The sequence below is a fragment of the Rheinheimera sp. genome (genome assembly GCF_030824435.1).
Classification (GTDB): domain Bacteria; phylum Pseudomonadota; class Gammaproteobacteria; order Enterobacterales; family Alteromonadaceae; genus Pararheinheimera.
The window spans coordinates 1-16,041 of the sequence record NZ_JAVBXS010000020.1; the positions used below are offsets into that span (position 1 = coordinate 1).

At 46.6% G+C, this 16,041-nt stretch carries 17 protein-coding genes; 11 read left to right on the forward strand and 6 right to left on the reverse strand.

The features are described 5' to 3' along the window. Positions 1-311 precede the first annotated feature (311 nt). Positions 312-812 (forward strand): RNA-binding protein, encoded by a 501-nt coding sequence (locus tag RCH83_RS03825; RefSeq protein WP_306519199.1) that lies wholly within the window; start codon positions 312-314, stop codon positions 810-812. 1 nt (position 813) lies between these two features. On the opposite strand, the gene murI is transcribed toward RCH83_RS03825, so the two are convergent. Continuing rightward, positions 814-1,599: a glutamate racemase gene (gene murI, locus RCH83_RS03830; RefSeq protein ID WP_306519201.1), complete on the reverse strand. Its 786-nt coding sequence runs from the start codon at positions 1,597-1,599 to the stop codon at positions 814-816. 169 nt (positions 1,600-1,768) lie between these two features. Here murI and trmA point away from each other — a divergent pair, with 169 nt between their 5' ends. Beyond that, the gene (trmA, locus tag RCH83_RS03835) at positions 1,769-2,863 is read left to right on the forward strand and encodes a tRNA (uridine(54)-C5)-methyltransferase TrmA (RefSeq protein WP_306519203.1); all 1,095 of its coding nucleotides are present in this window, start codon (positions 1,769-1,771) and stop codon (positions 2,861-2,863) included. Here the strand turns inward: trmA and fabR are convergent. Then, positions 2,853-3,461: an HTH-type transcriptional repressor FabR gene (gene fabR / locus RCH83_RS03840; RefSeq protein ID WP_296297948.1), complete on the reverse strand. Its 609-nt coding sequence runs from the start codon at positions 3,459-3,461 to the stop codon at positions 2,853-2,855. The two genes, trmA and fabR, sit on opposite strands and share 11 nt — an antisense overlap. A gap of 86 nt (positions 3,462-3,547) precedes the next feature. Here fabR and RCH83_RS03845 point away from each other — a divergent pair, with 86 nt between their 5' ends. The 3 genes from RCH83_RS03845 (at position 3,548) to RCH83_RS03855 (ending at position 7,746) form a co-directional block, all read left to right on the forward strand. Next, the gene (locus RCH83_RS03845) at positions 3,548-4,699 is read left to right on the forward strand and encodes a fatty acid desaturase (protein WP_306519205.1); all 1,152 of its coding nucleotides are present in this window, start codon (positions 3,548-3,550) and stop codon (positions 4,697-4,699) included. A 123-nt stretch (positions 4,700-4,822) separates the two neighbouring features. Beyond that, on the forward strand, positions 4,823-6,250 hold the full coding sequence (gene sthA / locus RCH83_RS03850; protein ID WP_306519207.1) for a Si-specific NAD(P)(+) transhydrogenase: 1,428 nt from the start codon (positions 4,823-4,825) through the stop codon (positions 6,248-6,250). A gap of 131 nt (positions 6,251-6,381) precedes the next feature. Continuing rightward, entirely contained in the window at positions 6,382-7,746 is a 1,365-nt protein-coding gene (locus RCH83_RS03855) for a TonB family protein (RefSeq protein ID WP_306519209.1), read from the forward strand. 102 nt (positions 7,747-7,848) lie between these two features. On the opposite strand, the gene hemE is transcribed toward RCH83_RS03855, so the two are convergent. Further along, a complete protein-coding gene (gene hemE, locus RCH83_RS03860) occupies positions 7,849-8,925 on the reverse strand; it encodes a uroporphyrinogen decarboxylase (protein WP_306519211.1) in 1,077 nt (358 codons plus the stop codon). 300 nt (positions 8,926-9,225) lie between these two features. Beyond that, a complete protein-coding gene (gene nudC, locus RCH83_RS03865) occupies positions 9,226-10,026 on the reverse strand; it encodes an NAD(+) diphosphatase (RefSeq protein ID WP_306519213.1) in 801 nt (266 codons plus the stop codon). Between the two features lie 146 nt (positions 10,027-10,172). Here nudC and rsd point away from each other — a divergent pair, with 146 nt between their 5' ends. Continuing rightward, entirely contained in the window at positions 10,173-10,661 is a 489-nt protein-coding gene (rsd, locus tag RCH83_RS03870) for a sigma D regulator (protein WP_306519215.1), read from the forward strand. A gap of 110 nt (positions 10,662-10,771) precedes the next feature. On the opposite strand, the gene RCH83_RS03875 is transcribed toward rsd, so the two are convergent. Beyond that, entirely contained in the window at positions 10,772-11,539 is a 768-nt protein-coding gene (locus RCH83_RS03875; RefSeq protein WP_306519217.1) for an FKBP-type peptidyl-prolyl cis-trans isomerase, read from the reverse strand. Positions 11,540-11,637: 98 nt separating this feature from the next. Between RCH83_RS03875 and RCH83_RS03880 the strand changes: the two genes are divergently transcribed. Next, a complete protein-coding gene (locus RCH83_RS03880; RefSeq protein WP_306519219.1) occupies positions 11,638-12,621 on the forward strand; it encodes a WD40 repeat domain-containing protein in 984 nt (327 codons plus the stop codon). Next, on the forward strand, positions 12,618-12,851 hold the full coding sequence (locus RCH83_RS03885; protein WP_306519221.1) for a SlyX family protein: 234 nt from the start codon (positions 12,618-12,620) through the stop codon (positions 12,849-12,851). Before RCH83_RS03880 ends, RCH83_RS03885 begins: the two co-directional genes overlap by 4 nt. Positions 12,852-12,954: 103 nt before the next feature. Here the strand turns inward: RCH83_RS03885 and RCH83_RS03890 are convergent, their stop codons facing one another. After that, positions 12,955-13,161: a YheV family putative zinc ribbon protein gene (locus tag RCH83_RS03890; protein WP_306519223.1), complete on the reverse strand. Its 207-nt coding sequence runs from the start codon at positions 13,159-13,161 to the stop codon at positions 12,955-12,957. A gap of 128 nt (positions 13,162-13,289) precedes the next feature. On the opposite strand from RCH83_RS03890, the gene RCH83_RS03895 reads away from it, so the two are divergent. The 3 genes from RCH83_RS03895 to RCH83_RS03905 all read left to right on the forward strand — a co-directional run bounded on the left by RCH83_RS03895 (position 13,290) and on the right by RCH83_RS03905 (position 15,992). Then, positions 13,290-15,194, forward strand: a complete 1,905-nt coding sequence (locus RCH83_RS03895; protein WP_306519225.1) for an ATP-binding cassette domain-containing protein — start codon at positions 13,290-13,292, stop codon at positions 15,192-15,194. Next, positions 15,187-15,792 carry a TIGR02444 family protein gene (locus RCH83_RS03900; RefSeq protein ID WP_306519227.1) on the forward strand — a complete coding sequence of 202 codons (606 nt, stop codon included), beginning with the start codon at positions 15,187-15,189 and terminating at the stop codon, positions 15,790-15,792. The genes RCH83_RS03895 and RCH83_RS03900 overlap by 8 nt, the downstream gene beginning before the upstream one ends. 62 nt (positions 15,793-15,854) lie before the next feature. After that, complete coding sequence (locus tag RCH83_RS03905; protein WP_260658379.1) at positions 15,855-15,992, forward strand: DUF3149 domain-containing protein; 138 nt, start codon at positions 15,855-15,857, stop codon at positions 15,990-15,992. The last annotated feature ends 49 nt before the right edge of the window (positions 15,993-16,041 follow it).

The window sequence follows — 16,041 nt, forward strand, 5'->3', positions numbered from 1 at the left end:
GCGTCTTTTTATCGACATTTTCAACTTATTTCAAACTCACCCGGCTTGCTGCTTTCGCACCACCCCGTCGGCATGGCGCGCATTATAGGGCGTTTTTGAAATGGCGCAAGCGGGAATTTATAGTTTTTTGCAGTTTCCAGCTCAACCGCTCATTAAAGCTCCGATCTGTGCATTTTTGATGCAAAAGTCTTTGGTTTTTCTCTGTTTTATCTGTTGGCGAAGCGGTAGTGACTGGTTAATATAGCTTTTGACTACTATAAGTAGTTTGTTTTTCTCAGTGTCTTTTACTCTCATGTATCTAGGAATAGCTTATGTCATCAAGTTTACGTAGTTCTTTACCCTTTACTCTGGCTCTGGCCATTCTGGTTTATCTGATCACTTATTTCCTTCCTGCCGACTTATTGCCGTCAGCCGGCATTGCTATGACTATCGGTGTAATTGTTGCCGGTATTCTGGTTCCCATTCTGGTTGAAACCAAAGCTTTACCTTCTGCAACCGAAGGCAAGGCAACAAAATCATCAGCTGTTGTTGCTTCCTCTGGCGACACCGCCACTTTATATGTGGGTAACTTACCTTACCGCGCCAATGAGGACGCTGTTCGTGAATTGTTTCAGCAATCAGGCAATGTGGTAAATGTGCGGCTGATGAAAGACAGACAAACTGGTCGCCGCCGTGGTTTTGGTTTTGTCGAAGTGGCGTCAAAAGACGCCAACAAGATGATTCAGAAACTGAATGATTTTGAGTTTGAAGGCCGCACGCTGAAAGTGCGTGAAGCCAAAGAACGTCAGGATAACGAAGACGGCGAAGAATAAGTTATGAAGCAATCGGCATTGGCCAGCATTGATGCTGGTCAAAGCCGAGTTGTATTAATCTGTTCGTCTGCACTTCATTCAGCTCTCTGGTACTGATAAAACAATGCTGGTACTGCTTTTTATATATAAGCTTCTCACCCACCAGTTGTCTCACCCTGCGCGCTATAGCGTCCCCCGTTTCCAGCAATACTGTTGCCGCTGGTAAAGCGCACTTTATTTCCTCAGCCAGAAAGGGGAAATGAGTGCACCCCAATACAACGATATGTGAATGATGTTCTGCTAGCGGGCTGACAGAAAGAATGTCGCTGACTTGTTGCTGCACGTCTTGCTGATACCAAACCTTATCTTCAGCTAAACGCACCAGCTCGCTGCTGCCAAACTTAATCACCTGGTCATTAGGTGCAAACTGACGGATAAGACCGGCAATATAATCACCGTTTGCCGTTGCAGGTGTCGCCAGTACGGCAAAACCATGACCCAAGCTTAAAGCCGCCGCTGGTTTAATTGCCGGAACCACCCCAACAAAAGGAATAGCAAAGTGTTGTCGCAGGTATTCAACAGCCTGAGTAGTGGCCGTATTGCAGGCAATCACTATCAAATCAGCGCCAAGATCTAGCAGATGTTCAGACAGCTGATAGAGTCGTTGTTGAATAAAACTTTCGCTTTTTTCACCATAAGGCAGATATTTATTATCCATCAGGTAGATATAGTCGGCAGCAACCTGCTGCTGCACTTGCTGGTACACACTTAACCCACCTACACCACTGTCAATAAATCCTATCCGCATTTGCTTCTCCCCGGCAACAGGCCATTATTCTGCCAGAAGCAGCAGCGCCCGGCAGCAAATTAAATACCTGCGGCACAAGCCACAACTACATATATATAGTGGCGCTTCATTGGATCTTGCAGCAAAACCTCTTAGAATGGCCGCCTTTTTAAGCAAGGGGGCATTCAAGATGCAATTAGGACAGGTTTTTCCGGAACAATATCAGACTTTACTAACAGAAAAAGTCGACGCCATGCAAAAGCTGTTTGCCCCTTTTGGCGTGGAGAAGGCTGAGGTTTATCCTTCAGCCCCGGCACATTACCGGTTAAGAGCTGAGTTTCGGATTTGGCATGAAGGGGATGACATGTTCCACATTATGTTTGACCCAGAGACCAAAACCAAACAGCGTATTGATTATTTCCCTGTAGCTTGTAAAACCATTGCTGACTTTATGCCGGTGCTTATTCAGGCGCTAAAACAACGGCCTTTATTACGCAATCGTTTATACCAGATTGACTATCTTGCCACTTTAAGTGGTGAGCTGGTGGTATCGCTGATTTATAAAAAACCAATACCAGCGGAATGGGCTGCCGAAGCTGCTGCACTCAGGGCAGAATTTGCTGCTTTATATAAGGTGGATTTTATTGGCCGCGCCCGTAAACAAAAAATACTGGTTGAACGCGATTTTGTGGTTGAACAACTGCAGGTGCAACAGCAGCAGTTAAAGTACCAGCAAATTGAAAACAGCTTTACCCAACCAAACGGTGAAGTGAATCAAAAAATGCTGGGCTGGGCCTGCGACATCGCCAAAAACTTAAGCGGCGATTTACTCGAGCTGTATTGTGGCAATGGCAACTTTTCGCTGGCGCTGGCCCCTTATTTTAACCAGGTGGTGGCAACTGAAATTGCCCGCTCGTCCATTCGTTGTGCCGAATACAATATTGCGTTGAATCAAATCAATAATGTGCGGGTTCTGCAGATGTCAGCTGAAGATGTCAGTGCGGCGCTTTTGCAAGGTCAACAGTTAAAAACAATAGATTTAGCAGGTTTGCAGCTGAATACCATTTTGGTTGACCCGCCAAGAGCAGGTTTGGATCCGGCCACCGAACAGCTGGTCAGCCGCTTTGACGATATTCTGTATATCTCCTGCAACCCGGAGACGCTGGCGCATAATCTGCAAACCTTGTGTAAAACCCATCAGGTGCAGACATTTGCGCTTTTTGACCAGTTCCCTTACACCCACCACATTGAATGTGGCGTCTGGCTGAAGAAAATTATTCTTTAGGTCTGCGACCATAACCGGCAGCACCATGCGCCAGCCAGCGTAATTGTGTGATGGTCTTGTGCGTAATTTGCAAACGTAAGTCCGGGCTGGCGTCTAAAGCGTCGGCCCCGGCATGAAATACCAAAGTGACCATGGCTTCCGCCTGCACCTGAGCAAACTCATCCGGACAAGCCGTTTCTTTTCGCAGGTAATCGGCAAGTTCAGCACAAAAATGTTGAATTTCGCGGGCTACTGCACGGCGAAATGGCGCTGAAGTACCGGAACGCTCCCTTAATAACAACCTGAATACGTTACTGTTTCCCACCACAAACTCCATAAAAGTTTCGATGGAAGTGCGAATAACACTGCCGTTTTTTTCAATACGGTGTCTGGCCTGACGTAATAACTGCCTTAACATTAAACCTGCTTCATCCACCAGGGTTAAACCCAGCTCGTCCATATCGGCAAAATGCCGGTAAAAGGAGGTTGGTGCTATACCAGCTTCACGCGCCACTTCACGTAAACTCAGACTGGAAAAACCTTTATCCGGACTTAACTGCGCAAAAGCAGCATCAATAATAGCGCGGCGGGTACGTTCTTTTTGTTGGGCTCTGGTCACAATGCCTCCCTGTCTTTAATCTCTGGCATTTTATACCTTGACCCGCCGCAATTGCACAGTAAAATTAGCTTACAGATGTAAGCTATATGTACCTAAAAATGCAAAAACCACCTATTATCTGGACCAACGTCCTGCTGTTTAGTATCACTTTTCTGATTGCAGCTATTGCTGTGCCTTATTATGCCCTGACGGTTGGTTTTACCGCAGTTGAAATTATCGCCACTATTTTGTGCCTGGGTTATTGCGGTATGTCTATTACCGCTGGTTATCACAGATTATGGGCGCATAAAACTTACGAAGCCCATCCGCTGTTGCAGTGGTTTTTTGCCATTGGTGGAGCTTTTGCATTGCAAAACAGTGCCTTACATTGGTCATCTGATCACAGGGTGCATCACAAGTTTGTTGATCAAAACGATAAAGACCCCTATTCAGCACAACGTGGTTTCTGGTTTAGTCATATTGGCTGGATGCTGCGTGAATACCAAAGCCAGCGTTACAGCGACTACAGCAACGTGCGTGATTTACAAAACAACGCCATTGTGATGTTTCAACACAAACATTATTTATTACTGACTGTTGCCACCAACTTTGGTATTCCGTTGTTTTTAGGTTTTTTAACCGGCAGCTACCTCGGCATGTTGCTCAGTGTAGGTGTACTGCGTCTGGTACTGAGTCATCACTTCACGTTTTTTATCAACTCTTTAGCCCATATCTGGGGCAACCAGCCTTATACAGATGAAAACAGTGCCCGTGACAATGGTGTTTTGGCATTTTTAACTTATGGCGAGGGTTACCATAACTTTCATCATATTTTTGAATATGACTATCGCAACGGCATTCGCTGGTGGCAATTTGACCCAACCAAGTGGCTGATCAAAACCTGCTCCTGGCTGGGTTTAACCCGCAATCTGAAAGTGTGCCCTGAAGACCGCATTATGAAAGCTAAAGCGCTGATGCAACTTAAAAGAGCTCAGGCCAAAGCAAAAATGTTACCAGACGCGGAGTTATTGCTGGCGCGGATGGAACAAGAATACGCCTTGTTACTGGAACGGATGCAGGCTTATTACGCTGTACAAAAGCAACTGTTACAGCAGAAAAAAGACCAGTTACAACTGAAAAAAGCGCAGCTGATGCAACAATACAATGATTTTGATATACGTTTGCAATACAACGAAATGAAGCAAAATTGGCACCACCAACAACGCCAATGGCAGAGTTTTATTCAGCAATATGCATAAGTCGGCCATTGTGCTGATTTTCCTGATGAAAAGGCAACGCAAGTTGTCTTTTCTGCTTCAACATATTCAAATGATACTGCTATCATCAAAGTTCAGATAATTAGACCAGAATAGGGATCTGCTGTGCCTGCCAAATCAAGTTCTGCCACACCACAAGCACATTATCAGTATGACGCCATCATTATCGGCACTGGCCCTGGTGGTGAAGGCGCAGCCATGAACCTTGCTAAAAGCGGTAAAAGAGTGGCCGTTGTTGAGCGCCATGAACAGGTCGGCGGCGGCTGTACCCATTGGGGGACTATCCCTTCCAAAGCACTACGCCATTCGGTCAGCCGTTTTATTGAATACAATGAAAACCCATTGTTTCAGATGGAAAATCAGTCTGCCAATCTCACTTTCCCACAAATTTTAAAACATGCAGCTGGTGTTATTCGTAAACAGGTGCGACTTCGCAGCAGTTTTTATGATCGCAACAGAGTCGAAATTTTTGCCGGTGAAGCTTCATTTATCGATACTCACACTATTAACGTAAAACCGGCCAATGGCCCTGATCGGCAAATCACCGCTGAAACCATCATACTGGCCACCGGCTCCAGACCCTATCGCCCAGCTAATGTCGATTTTAACCATCCACATATTTTTGACAGTGATACCATTTTGTCGCTGAAAGACGACCCACGTCACATTATTATTTTTGGTGCTGGTGTTATTGGTTGTGAATACGCTTCTATTTTCCGTGGTTTAGGGGTTAGGGTTGATTTAGTGAATACCCGTGACCGTTTGTTGTCTTTTATGGATGCCGAAATTTCAGATGCGCTGAGTTACCACTTCTGGAACTCGGGTGTGACCATCCGTCATGGTGAAGAGTTTGAAGCTATTGAAGGTTTAGAAGACGGTGTGATTTTGCATCTGCAATCGGGCAAAAAGATGAAAGCCGACTGTATTCTGTTTGCTAATGGCCGCACCGGTAATACCGACACTCTGAACCTGGCAGCTGTTGGTTTAAAGGCAGACAGCCGTGGTCAACTCAAGGTAAATCACAATTACCAGACTGAAGTGCCGAACATCTATGCAGTAGGTGATGTGATTGGTTATCCAAGTTTGGCCAGCGCTGCTTATGATCAGGGCCGTATTGCAGGTAACGCTATTATTCATGGCCACTGCCCAATGCAGCTGATAGAAGACATTCCGGTGGGCATTTACACCATACCTGAAATGAGTTCAGTCGGAAAAACCGAACAACAACTGACAGCGGCCAGAATTCCATATGAAGTCGGCCGGGCACAATTTAAACATCTGGCACGGGCACAAATTGCCAATACCAATGTGGGCAGTCTTAAATTGTTGTTTCACCGCGATACCAAAGAAATTCTGGGTATTCACTGTTTTGGCGAAAGGGCAGCAGAAATTGTCCACATCGGCCAGGCCATTATGATGCAAAGTAATGGTGGAAATAATGTGGAGTATTTTGTTCACACCACCTTTAACTACCCGACCATGGCAGAGGCTTATCGGGTTGCAGCCATGAACGGTTTAAACCGTTTGTTTTAAAATCATCAGTTTTCATTAACACAATGCTGAAAATGGCGCAATTTTGCGCCGTTTTTGTTTTGTTTTGTTTTGTCGAATAAACCGTTGTACACTCGAAAAAAACACCATAAAAAATTCCAGGGAGTTCGGGCATGTTTCTGATGCGTTTATGCTGTTATCTGCTTGCAGTCGGGTTCAGTAGTTCAGCCCTTGCCGATTTTGGCAGCGCGTACAAACTGTTCCAGGATAAAAACTACGAACAGGCAATGCCACAGCTGCAGATTTTAGCTCAGCTTGGCCATCCACAAGCACAACTGATGCTGTCACAATGTTATGAAGAAGGTTTAGGCACTGCAGCAGATTTAAATAAAGCGTATGCCTGGGCGCTGACGGCAAAAGGTTTGTCGCAGCCTGGTGCCGCGGAAAAGTATGTGGAGCTGCGCGCCAAGCTGGAATCTCGTCGGGCAGGTAAACAGGCGTTTACCGAAATCAACGGCCAGTATGGCGCCCTGGCATTAAAAAGTAACCTTTATCCAACCATTCATCAGGTATATAACCAGCCGTCTATGGTTAAACCGCTTAAACAGGATAAACCAGATTACCCCAGCCACTTCCCACGCAGTGGTGTTGCTGCCTGGTCAGTAGTGACCTATGACATCAATGAAAATGGCCGGGTTGAAAACGCCAAAGTGGCGCTGTCTTTCCCGGCAGGTGCTCTTAATAAGTTTGTGCTGGAGGCAATGGAAAACTGGACCTTTACACCACCACGTAATTCATACGGCGATGCTATCAGGCTTGACCATCAAATTCATGTGTTTAACCTGGATAAAGTGGTCACAGCATCACGTAAATTCGAAAGGGAAAACAGCGAGTACATTGACGCTATCCGTGCAGCTGCAGAAGCTAACTCGGCAGCGAACCAATATAAGTTTGGTCTGATAGCGCAAGCTGGATTGGTCAAAGGCCAGAAGGCACTACCCTGGTACTTAAAAGCTGCCATTAACGGTTATGCGCCAGCGCAGTTTACCGTGGCACAATGCCTGCTGACCGGCAGCCTTTGTGATAAAGACAGTAACAAAGCTATTAACTGGTTAACTTATGCTGCTGCAGACGGAGACCCACAAGCCAGCTATCTGTTGTCACATCAATTACTCGACAGTGACAATATTCAGTTTGATCCTGAGCGTGCTGCTCAATATCTGGAACGAGCCGCTGCCAAAAATTATGTGCCGGCCATAGTGGAATATGCTTCATTGCTGGCCATGTCGGATAATCCAAAATTGCGGAACGCCGACCGGGCCATCGCACTTGCAGAACAAGGGCTGGAACAAGACGAAAACAATCCTAAGTTATTGTCAACCATAGGTATTGCATTGATTGAACAAGGGAAGCAGGAGCGTGGTGAAGAAATGCTGGAGCAAGCTGTTGCTGCTGCTGCAGACCGCAATTGGGCAACTGAAAACTACCGCGATTTATTAAACGACTACCGTGGACAAGTGCAGGCTGAAACCGAATAAAACAACCTGCCATCAAACAACAAAGGCGCCTATGGCGCCTTTGTTGTTTTTGTCTGACCCATCCTGAACAACGTTGACACTTGTTTCAGAACCAGTCAGCTTTTATAAAATGTCGGTATTCATATGATAAGTGCGGCTAAATGACTGTACCGCATCAATAAAAATACCGGCTTTTTCCGGATCAACGTCAGGGGTAATACCATGACCCAGGTTAAAGACATGACCTGAACCCTGACCATAACCATCCAGAATAGCCTGAACTTCCAGACGAATGCGTTCAGGTGAACCTAGCAGGACAGCCGGATCCATATTGCCCTGTAGGGCAACCTTATCGCCGATACGGGCTCGGGCATGGCGGATGTCAATAGTCCAGTCCAGACCTACCGCATCACAACCCGTTGCAGCAATTTCTTCCAGCCACAAACCACCATTTTTGGTGAACAAAGTCACAGGCACAGGCCGGCCATCGGCGTGGCGGGTTAAACCTTCCACAATTTGCTGCATATAACTTAATGAATATTCACGATAGGCATTGGGTGTTAACACGCCACCCCAGGTATCAAAAATCATCACCGACTGAGCACCGGCGGCAATTTGAGCGTTCAGATAAAGCACCACACTCTGCGCCAGTTTATCCAGCAAAATATGAATAACTTCAGGCTCGCTATACATCATTTTTTTGATTTTCGAGAAGGTTTTGCTGCTGCCACCTTCAATCATGTAAGTGGCTAAAGTCCATGGACTGCCGGAAAAACCAATCAGCGGCACTTCACCTTTTAATTCACGGCGAATGGTGCGCACAGCGTCCATCACATACTTTAATTCAACTTCCGGATCAGGCACCGGCAACTGTACCACGTCCATAAAGTCATTGAGTTGTTTCTGGAATTTAGGACCTTCGCCTTCACCAAAATACAGGCCCATGCCCATAGCATCCGGAATGGTCAGAATGTCACTGAACAAAATGGCAGCGTCCAAAGGATAACGACGCAATGGTTGCAAGGTGACTTCACAAGCCAGCTCCGGATTTTTACACAAAGACATAAAATCGCCAGCCTTGGCTCTGATCTCCCGGTATTCAGGCAAATAACGACCAGCCTGACGCATCATCCATATAGGTGTGCGATCAACAGGTTGTTTTAACAGGGCGCGCAGGTAACGATCGTTTTTTAATTCCATCTTGGCTCTACCATTAAGCTGTGTTGAGTTATTTTAACAGCATAGTGGTTATGACACTATGTTTGCTGTTTAATGAATTTTTCTGCATTTATCTGCAAATTGACTCTTGCGGCGCGAAAAAGCTTCTGTTATAAAATCTCCGCGCTAGTGAAGAAATCTAAAAATAAGAGCTCGCACCTACGGGCCCATAAATAAATACTTAAGCCACTTTTGTGGCTTTTTTATTTGCTGTTTTTCTGAGCTGAATTGCGGTCAAGTCGCAGCGGATGTCAAATCCGGCATGAGCAACGGCACGCATGCTTATGCAGCTGTTGAAGTCTCGTGCTGCAGCTGGCGAATCATTCGGCCAGACAAAGTTTGTATTGGCGGGATCTCCGGCAAATCGTCAAAATGAAACCACCCCGCTTCTTCTATTTCATCTTCCTGACAAACAATATCCCCACTTTGATAATCTGCCAGAAAACCGGCCATCAGCGAATGTGGGAAAGGCCAGGGCTGACTGCCAACATAACGCAGATTCTGAATACGCACCCCAACCTCTTCATACACTTCTCTGGCAGCAGCCTGCTCCAGCGTTTCGCCCGATTCCACAAAACCGGCCAGAATAGAGAAGAAACCCGGTTTATGACGTTTGGAACGTGCCAGCAGAATTTGTTGATCCTTTTTGATGGCGACCAAAACACAAGGTGAAATCCGCGGGTAACAACGATGTCCACATTTATGGCATAACATAGCGAGCTCCCAGCTCACCAGCTGCATTTTGTTGCCACACTGGCCACAATACCTGTGCGACTGTAAAAACAGCGCCAGCTGACAGGCACGGGCCGCCAGCTCAAACCAGACAGGTTCCGTTTTTTCGAGCAAAGTCCGGGCGCTGTACCATTCATCAGCTTGTTGTTGATCATTACTTACCACAAGATAACAGGGCTGTTGCTGCCATTCACCAATATGGCAAATCATCTCAGGGTCGTTGATCTGTTGTTGTTGCCAGGCACCAAAAGGAATACTCAGTGATTCGGCCGTTAATTTAAGTTTGCCTCTGTTCACCACAAACCAATAACCCTGATCTTGATGATTTAACTGCAGACTATGACTCTTCATGGTACTTTTACCGATACAACTTCTGGATGCAGACAAGCATCATAAAGGCAAATACTGAGCCGACCAATCAAAAAGTAGTTGATCTTTAGTGCAGAATTCTTTTAATTAGCGGTATAAGCCGAATTTAATCAAGCAAGGATATGGTTATGTACACCCGTCTGCAAACAGCACGACAACAATGGGGCGGCACTTCGACCGCTATTGATAACTGGCTGGAAGAGCGGCAACAACTGATCGTATCTTATTGCAAACTGGCTGCATTACCCCCTTTTGATAAACAGCAGGACAATCAACTGCCTTCACAGGACGCTATTCTCAGTTTTTGTCAGTTGCTGATGGATTACCTGTCAGCGGGCCATTTTGAAGTGTATGACCAGATAGTTTCGCAATGTCAGGTCAACGGCAGCGACAGCAAATCTCTGGCGGAAGCTTTGTATCCTAAAATCTCAGCGTCCACAGACTTGGCTTTGGAATTTAACGATAAATATGCCGATGCTGAATCGGGCAGCAACTTCGGTGGTTTTGACGCTGATCTGTCAACTTTAGGGCAGGCACTGGAAGAACGTTTTGGTCTGGAAGATGAATTAATTCAAACCTTGCACAACAAACACGTGAAAGGTTCTGTTTCTGCCTGAAGCTTTTAACAACAGACAAGAATGAAACCACTCAAGACTAAATAAAAAAACCGCCAATCAAGGCGGTTTTTTTATTGTCCACTAATCCGTTTTATAGGGTGTGGCAATTATTACTTTTTTGCAGCTTCGCCAGCAGGAGCAGCTTCTTCAGCCACAATACCTAACAGCTCAACTTCAAATTGCAGCACGCTGTTTGCCGGGATAGGGCCAACATCACGGTCACCGTAACCTAAAGCTGATGGGATAGTGAATTTGAACTTAGAACCAACGCCCATTAACTGTACGCCTTCAGTCCAGCCCGGAATGACCTGGTTTAACTGGAACTCAACCGGCTCGCCGCCGTTTGATTTGTCAGTGCTGTCAAATTCAGCGCCATCAATAAAAGTACCTTTGTATTTCACACGTACTTTTTCTTCAGCTTTTGGTTTTGGACCGTCAGCTGCAGTGATTACTTCATACTGCAGACCAGATTCAGTCACTTTTACGCCTTCTTTTTTGGCGTTTTCAGTCAGGAAAGCTTCGCCTTTAGCGATAGTTTCAGCAGCTTTTGCTTTAGCAGCTTCAGCTTGTTTAGCACGGAACTGTTCGTCTAAAGCTGTCATGATTTTCTGCACTTCTTCTTCAGTCAGTGCAGCTTTACCAGCCAGAGAATCCTGCACACCACGAACCATGGTTTCAGAAGCTAATGGCAGGCCTAATTTTTTGTGTTCTTCTACGGCGCTGTTCAGGTATTTACCTACAGAAACACCCATAGCATAAGATTGTTTTGCAGCGTCTGTATCCAGTACTGGTGCAGCTGGCGCAGCAGCTTCTTTCTGACAGGCAGACAATGAAATCACGGCGGCGGCAATCAGCGACACCTTGGTCAATAAGCGCATTTGTTTCTCCAATAAACTGCAGACTTCGCTGCAAAAGTGTGTTGTTATAGTAATAAAGGACTAACCTTTAACCATGCCTATACTACAGATTTGTGCTGATGACGTTAACACATAGAATGAAATATCTAGGCATTTTTCTCAGCCTTTGGCTGGTAGCCTGCTCAGAAGTTCAAAACAAAGCCATTTCAAGCTTAGAACATGCATCTCATGGCACTGTAGCTGCCGCTATCTCAACCTCAGCTGAACTGGCCGCAGTTTCCAGCCTGACGTCCGGTGTTGTGGTGTGGGACTTAAAAACCCAAACTGCCAAATACCGCTTAAGCCAGCAAAATCCAACCGAAAACTTTATCAGTTATCTGGCTTTTAGCCCCGATGGCCAACATCTGCTCACGGCCGACGACAAAAGTTTGTCGTTATGGCAAATGACAGATGGCAAAAACATCGGCTTCTGGTCTTTGCCCACATCCATAGTGCGTGATATTGCCGTTTCCCAGGGCGGCACTCAGCTGCTGATAGCACAAAGCGACAGCAAAGTGCAGCACATCACTTTAAAAACCGGCCGCAGGCTGGAGTTTTTAGGCCATAGCGAAAAAGTAAATACTGTGGCTTTGTCGCCAAACGGCCGTTATGCCCTGACCGGTGGTAATGATTTAAAAGCTTATTTGTGGGATACCCAAACAGCGCAAATTTTGCAGACTTTTGTGCATCCAACCCGCGTGACCAAAGTGGCGCTGGACGCACAAGGTAAACTGGCTTTTACCGCTGATAGCCAGCAACAAGCCAGTATCTGGGATTTAACCACCGGAAAACTCAAACAAAAACTCGAACTTGGCCGCGGCAGGGTCTTTACCACTGCACGTTTTAGTGAGGATGGACAATATCTGATCACAGGCTCTGCATCACGCCGTGTCACTGTTTTTTCAGTTGCCACAGGTAAGGTGGTGAAAGATTGGCAGGTAAAACCTTTTCCTGATAGCAAACCACCCAGCGCCGTGGTGTATGATGCCGCTTTTATAGCACCAGACCGGATCCTGACCGAAAGCTCCAGTGGTCTGGCAGAAATATGGGAGTTTAAGCCATGAGTGCACTGACACCTGCAGAACAACAACTGCAAACACAAATTTTTGATTTAGAAAGCAAACTGGCTTTTCAGGACGATGCTTTGCTGCAATTACACAGCGAATTGATAGAACACCAAAAACGCATCGAAAAGCTGCAACGTCAGGTGCTGATGTTGGCGGAAAAACTACAAGGCGGTGGTGACAGTGGTATTTTACGCAGCCACGAAGAGCCGCCACCACCCCATTATTAATTGATGTTTTTAACATTGCTGAATGCTGATAAGTTGGAAATTCAACGATACCAGCAGGATCGCAGCCCTGAGGCGGCAGCCCAAAATACACCGGAGTAACAGCTTACTCCGGTTTAAACACGCCAATCACAGTTTCATTTTCCCGCGCCAGCCGCTCAACCTGCGACTCTGGCTGCGCCATCTGATAACCACAGCTGACACATTCGACTTTTTCCACATTGTGCTCAAGAAACAGCGACATAGTGTCAACAGCCTTACATTTTGGGCAAGTTGCCCCTGCAATAAAACGTTTTTTCTTCCGGGTGCTCATGCTTTAAATATCCTCGAAACAGGCAAAAATCAGCGAAACTCTTGGTTTGTGAGGCCGATCCTATTACATTAGCAACCCAAATCGTATGGCCTGATGTCCGGGCCACACTGCTACAGGTATTGCTACAAATGATCCAACTGCAACAAGTCGAATTACGCCGCGGCATTTTATGTTTGCTGCAACAGGCCGATCTTACCGTATTCCCCGGCCAAAAGGTCGGAATTATCGGCGCCAACGGTTGTGGCAAATCGACTTTATTTGCGTTGTTACAAGGCAAACTGCAGGCCGACGCCGGTACTGTCAGTATTCCCAATAGCTGGACTATAGCCACTGTTGCCCAGGAAACCCCTGCCGTTGAATGCAGCGCCATGGATTACGTGTTACAAGGCGACGAAGCTTTATACCCGTTATTAATGCAGGTGCGTCAGGCCCATGAAGACACCGACCTGATTGCCGTACATCACCAGATAGAAACCCTGGACGGTTACCGCGCTGAAGCCAAAGCCGGCACTTTGCTCGATGGCCTGGGTTTTACCGGCGCTATGCAGCAGCAACAGGTCAAATCATTTTCCGGTGGTTGGCGCATGCGGCTGAATCTGGCCCGCGCTTTAATGCAACGCGCTGAATTGCTGCTACTCGATGAACCCACCAACCACTTAGATTTAGACGCTGTATTGTGGCTGGAAAAATACCTCGCCAACTTCGAAGGCACTATGTTGCTGATTAGCCACGACCGCGATTTTCTCGATGCCGTGGTCGACAACATAGCCCATATCGACAATCAGCAACTGACGTTATACCGCGGCAACTACAGCCAGTTTGAACGCCAGCGTGCTGAACAAATGGCGCAACAACAATCTACTTTTGAAAAACAACAACGTCAGGTTGCCCACCTGCAAAAATTTATCGACAGGTTCCGCGCTCAGGCCACCAAGGCCAAACAAGCACAAAGCCGCATTAAAGCGCTGGAACGTATGACGTTGTTAGCGCCGGCACACGTTGACTCGCCTTTTCAGTTTGAGTTTCTTGACCCACGTTCGTTACCAAACCCATTACTGAAGATGGAAAACGTGCGTGCAGGTTATGGCGATCACAGTATTCTGCAACAAATTAATTTTCAGCTGTTGCCTGGCAGCCGCATTGGTTTATTAGGCCGTAATGGTGCAGGTAAATCCACGCTGATTAAAATGTTGTCTGGTAGCATGCAGCCACAAAGTGGCACTGTCTGGTATGCCAATGGGGTCAGCATTGGTTATTTTGCCCAGCATCAGCTGGAAACTTTAAGGCCGGAAGATTCACCGCTGCAACATATGGTGCGGCTGGCACCACAAGCGACTGAACAAAGCCTGCGCGACTTTTTAGGTGGTTTTGGTTTTCATGGTGACAAAGCTTTAGCTGCCTGTGCGCCTTTTTCCGGTGGTGAAAAAGCCCGGCTGGTATTGGCCTTGTTGGTGTATCAACGTCCTAACCTGCTGCTGCTGGATGAACCCACTAACCACCTGGATTTAGATATGCGCGAAGCCATAGTGATGGCGCTGCAAGGTTTTGAAGGCGCTATTGTGGTGGTGTCGCACGACAGGCATTTATTGGCCAGCACCACAGATGAATTTTATCTGGTAGCCCATGGCAAAGTGGCGCCTTTTGCCGGTGACCTGAACGATTATTATCAGTGGCTGCAAAACGACACTAAAGCACAACAGGTCGTGGCTGAACCCGCCAGCAACGGCGCAGTACAACGCAAAGACCAAAAACGCTTGGAAGCGGATTTACGTAATTTAACCCGCAAGTTAAAACAAAACATCGAAAAGCTGGAACAACAACAACATCAGCTGGAAGCCAAACTGGCACTGTTGGAAGAAAAGCTGACTGATACCGGTTTATATGAGCAAAACCGCAAAGCCGAACTGACGCAGGTGCTGACAGAACAAACTAAATTAAAAGCCGAACTCTCGACAGTGGAAGAGCATTGGTTTGAAGCACAGGAACAGCTGGAACAACAAACCAACGATTTTTGGCAGAAAAATGGTGGCTGAGTATAACTCAGGCTCAAGTTCTGGCTCAGCGCTACCGCAGCAACCGGCAAACACAACTTTGCCGGATAAAGCTGAACTCTGGCGCTGGAGTTTGTTGTTCTACCCGGAAGTCAAAAATACCTGCCTTGTATGGCAGGACCAATATGGCCTTAACGTGAACCTGTTGTTGTTGCTGTTGTATTTGCAGCGGCAGCAGCTGTTATGCAGTAGCGAAAACATAAAATTGCTGCATCAAAGTTTAACGGCACAACAACAATTTACCTTACCACTGCGTCAATTAAGAAGAAGTTTGCCTGCAGATCTGAATGACCAGGCGGCACAACAAATGAAACAAGCTTTGTTGCAGGCAGAGTTATGTTCAGAGCAGCTGGAGCAACAACAGCTGCTGGCCACTTTAGCCCTTTGTACTCTTGATCATGCCGCTCCCGCTGATCCTGCGACTGCTTCTGCGCCGGCGGCAACAACAGTGGTGAGTCTGACTGAGCTGTATCTGCAATGGCTGGGCGCTGCAATAAGCCCCATCCTGCAACAGCAAATTTTTGATCTGGATCAACATGCCATACAGCTGGATTTTCAGACGCCAAAAAGCTTGATCTAAGTCAGGATCTGCGTCCATTGGCGCACCTACACTGCCTTTATCAATCTGATGGAGGTAACACCATGAACCTGTGGCAAGAATTCTTAAACGACCCGGTGATTTTTATTTCTTTTACTGGCCTCGCCATCGTTATTGGCTTGTGCCTGTTTTACGCTGTGTACTTTTTTTACAAAATTGGTCACGACGACGTAAAAAACTAAAGGATCCCTGTCCTCGTTGCAGCTGCAGGGTAAACCGCGTTGTGGCAGT

Coding starts and splice junctions, on each gene's coding strand:
- RCH83_RS03825 (WP_306519199.1), top strand. CDS start 312: ATGTCATCAAGTTTACGTAGTTCTTTACCCTTTACTCTGGCTCTGGCC.
- murI (WP_306519201.1), bottom strand. CDS start 1,599: ATGCGGATAGGATTTATTGACAGTGGTGTAGGTGGGTTAAGTGTGTAC.
- trmA (WP_306519203.1), top strand. CDS start 1,769: ATGCAATTAGGACAGGTTTTTCCGGAACAATATCAGACTTTACTAACA.
- RCH83_RS03845 (WP_306519205.1), top strand. CDS start 3,548: ATGTACCTAAAAATGCAAAAACCACCTATTATCTGGACCAACGTCCTG.
- RCH83_RS03855 (WP_306519209.1), top strand. CDS start 6,382: ATGTTTCTGATGCGTTTATGCTGTTATCTGCTTGCAGTCGGGTTCAGT.
- hemE (WP_306519211.1), bottom strand. CDS start 8,925: ATGGAATTAAAAAACGATCGTTACCTGCGCGCCCTGTTAAAACAACCT.
- nudC (WP_306519213.1), bottom strand. CDS start 10,026: ATGAAGAGTCATAGTCTGCAGTTAAATCATCAAGATCAGGGTTATTGG.
- rsd (WP_306519215.1), top strand. CDS start 10,173: ATGTACACCCGTCTGCAAACAGCACGACAACAATGGGGCGGCACTTCG.
- RCH83_RS03875 (WP_306519217.1), bottom strand. CDS start 11,539: ATGCGCTTATTGACCAAGGTGTCGCTGATTGCCGCCGCCGTGATTTCA.
- RCH83_RS03880 (WP_306519219.1), top strand. CDS start 11,638: ATGACGTTAACACATAGAATGAAATATCTAGGCATTTTTCTCAGCCTT.
- RCH83_RS03885 (WP_306519221.1), top strand. CDS start 12,618: ATGAGTGCACTGACACCTGCAGAACAACAACTGCAAACACAAATTTTT.
- RCH83_RS03890 (WP_306519223.1), bottom strand. CDS start 13,161: ATGAGCACCCGGAAGAAAAAACGTTTTATTGCAGGGGCAACTTGCCCA.
- RCH83_RS03895 (WP_306519225.1), top strand. CDS start 13,290: ATGATCCAACTGCAACAAGTCGAATTACGCCGCGGCATTTTATGTTTG.
- RCH83_RS03905 (WP_260658379.1), top strand. CDS start 15,855: ATGAACCTGTGGCAAGAATTCTTAAACGACCCGGTGATTTTTATTTCT.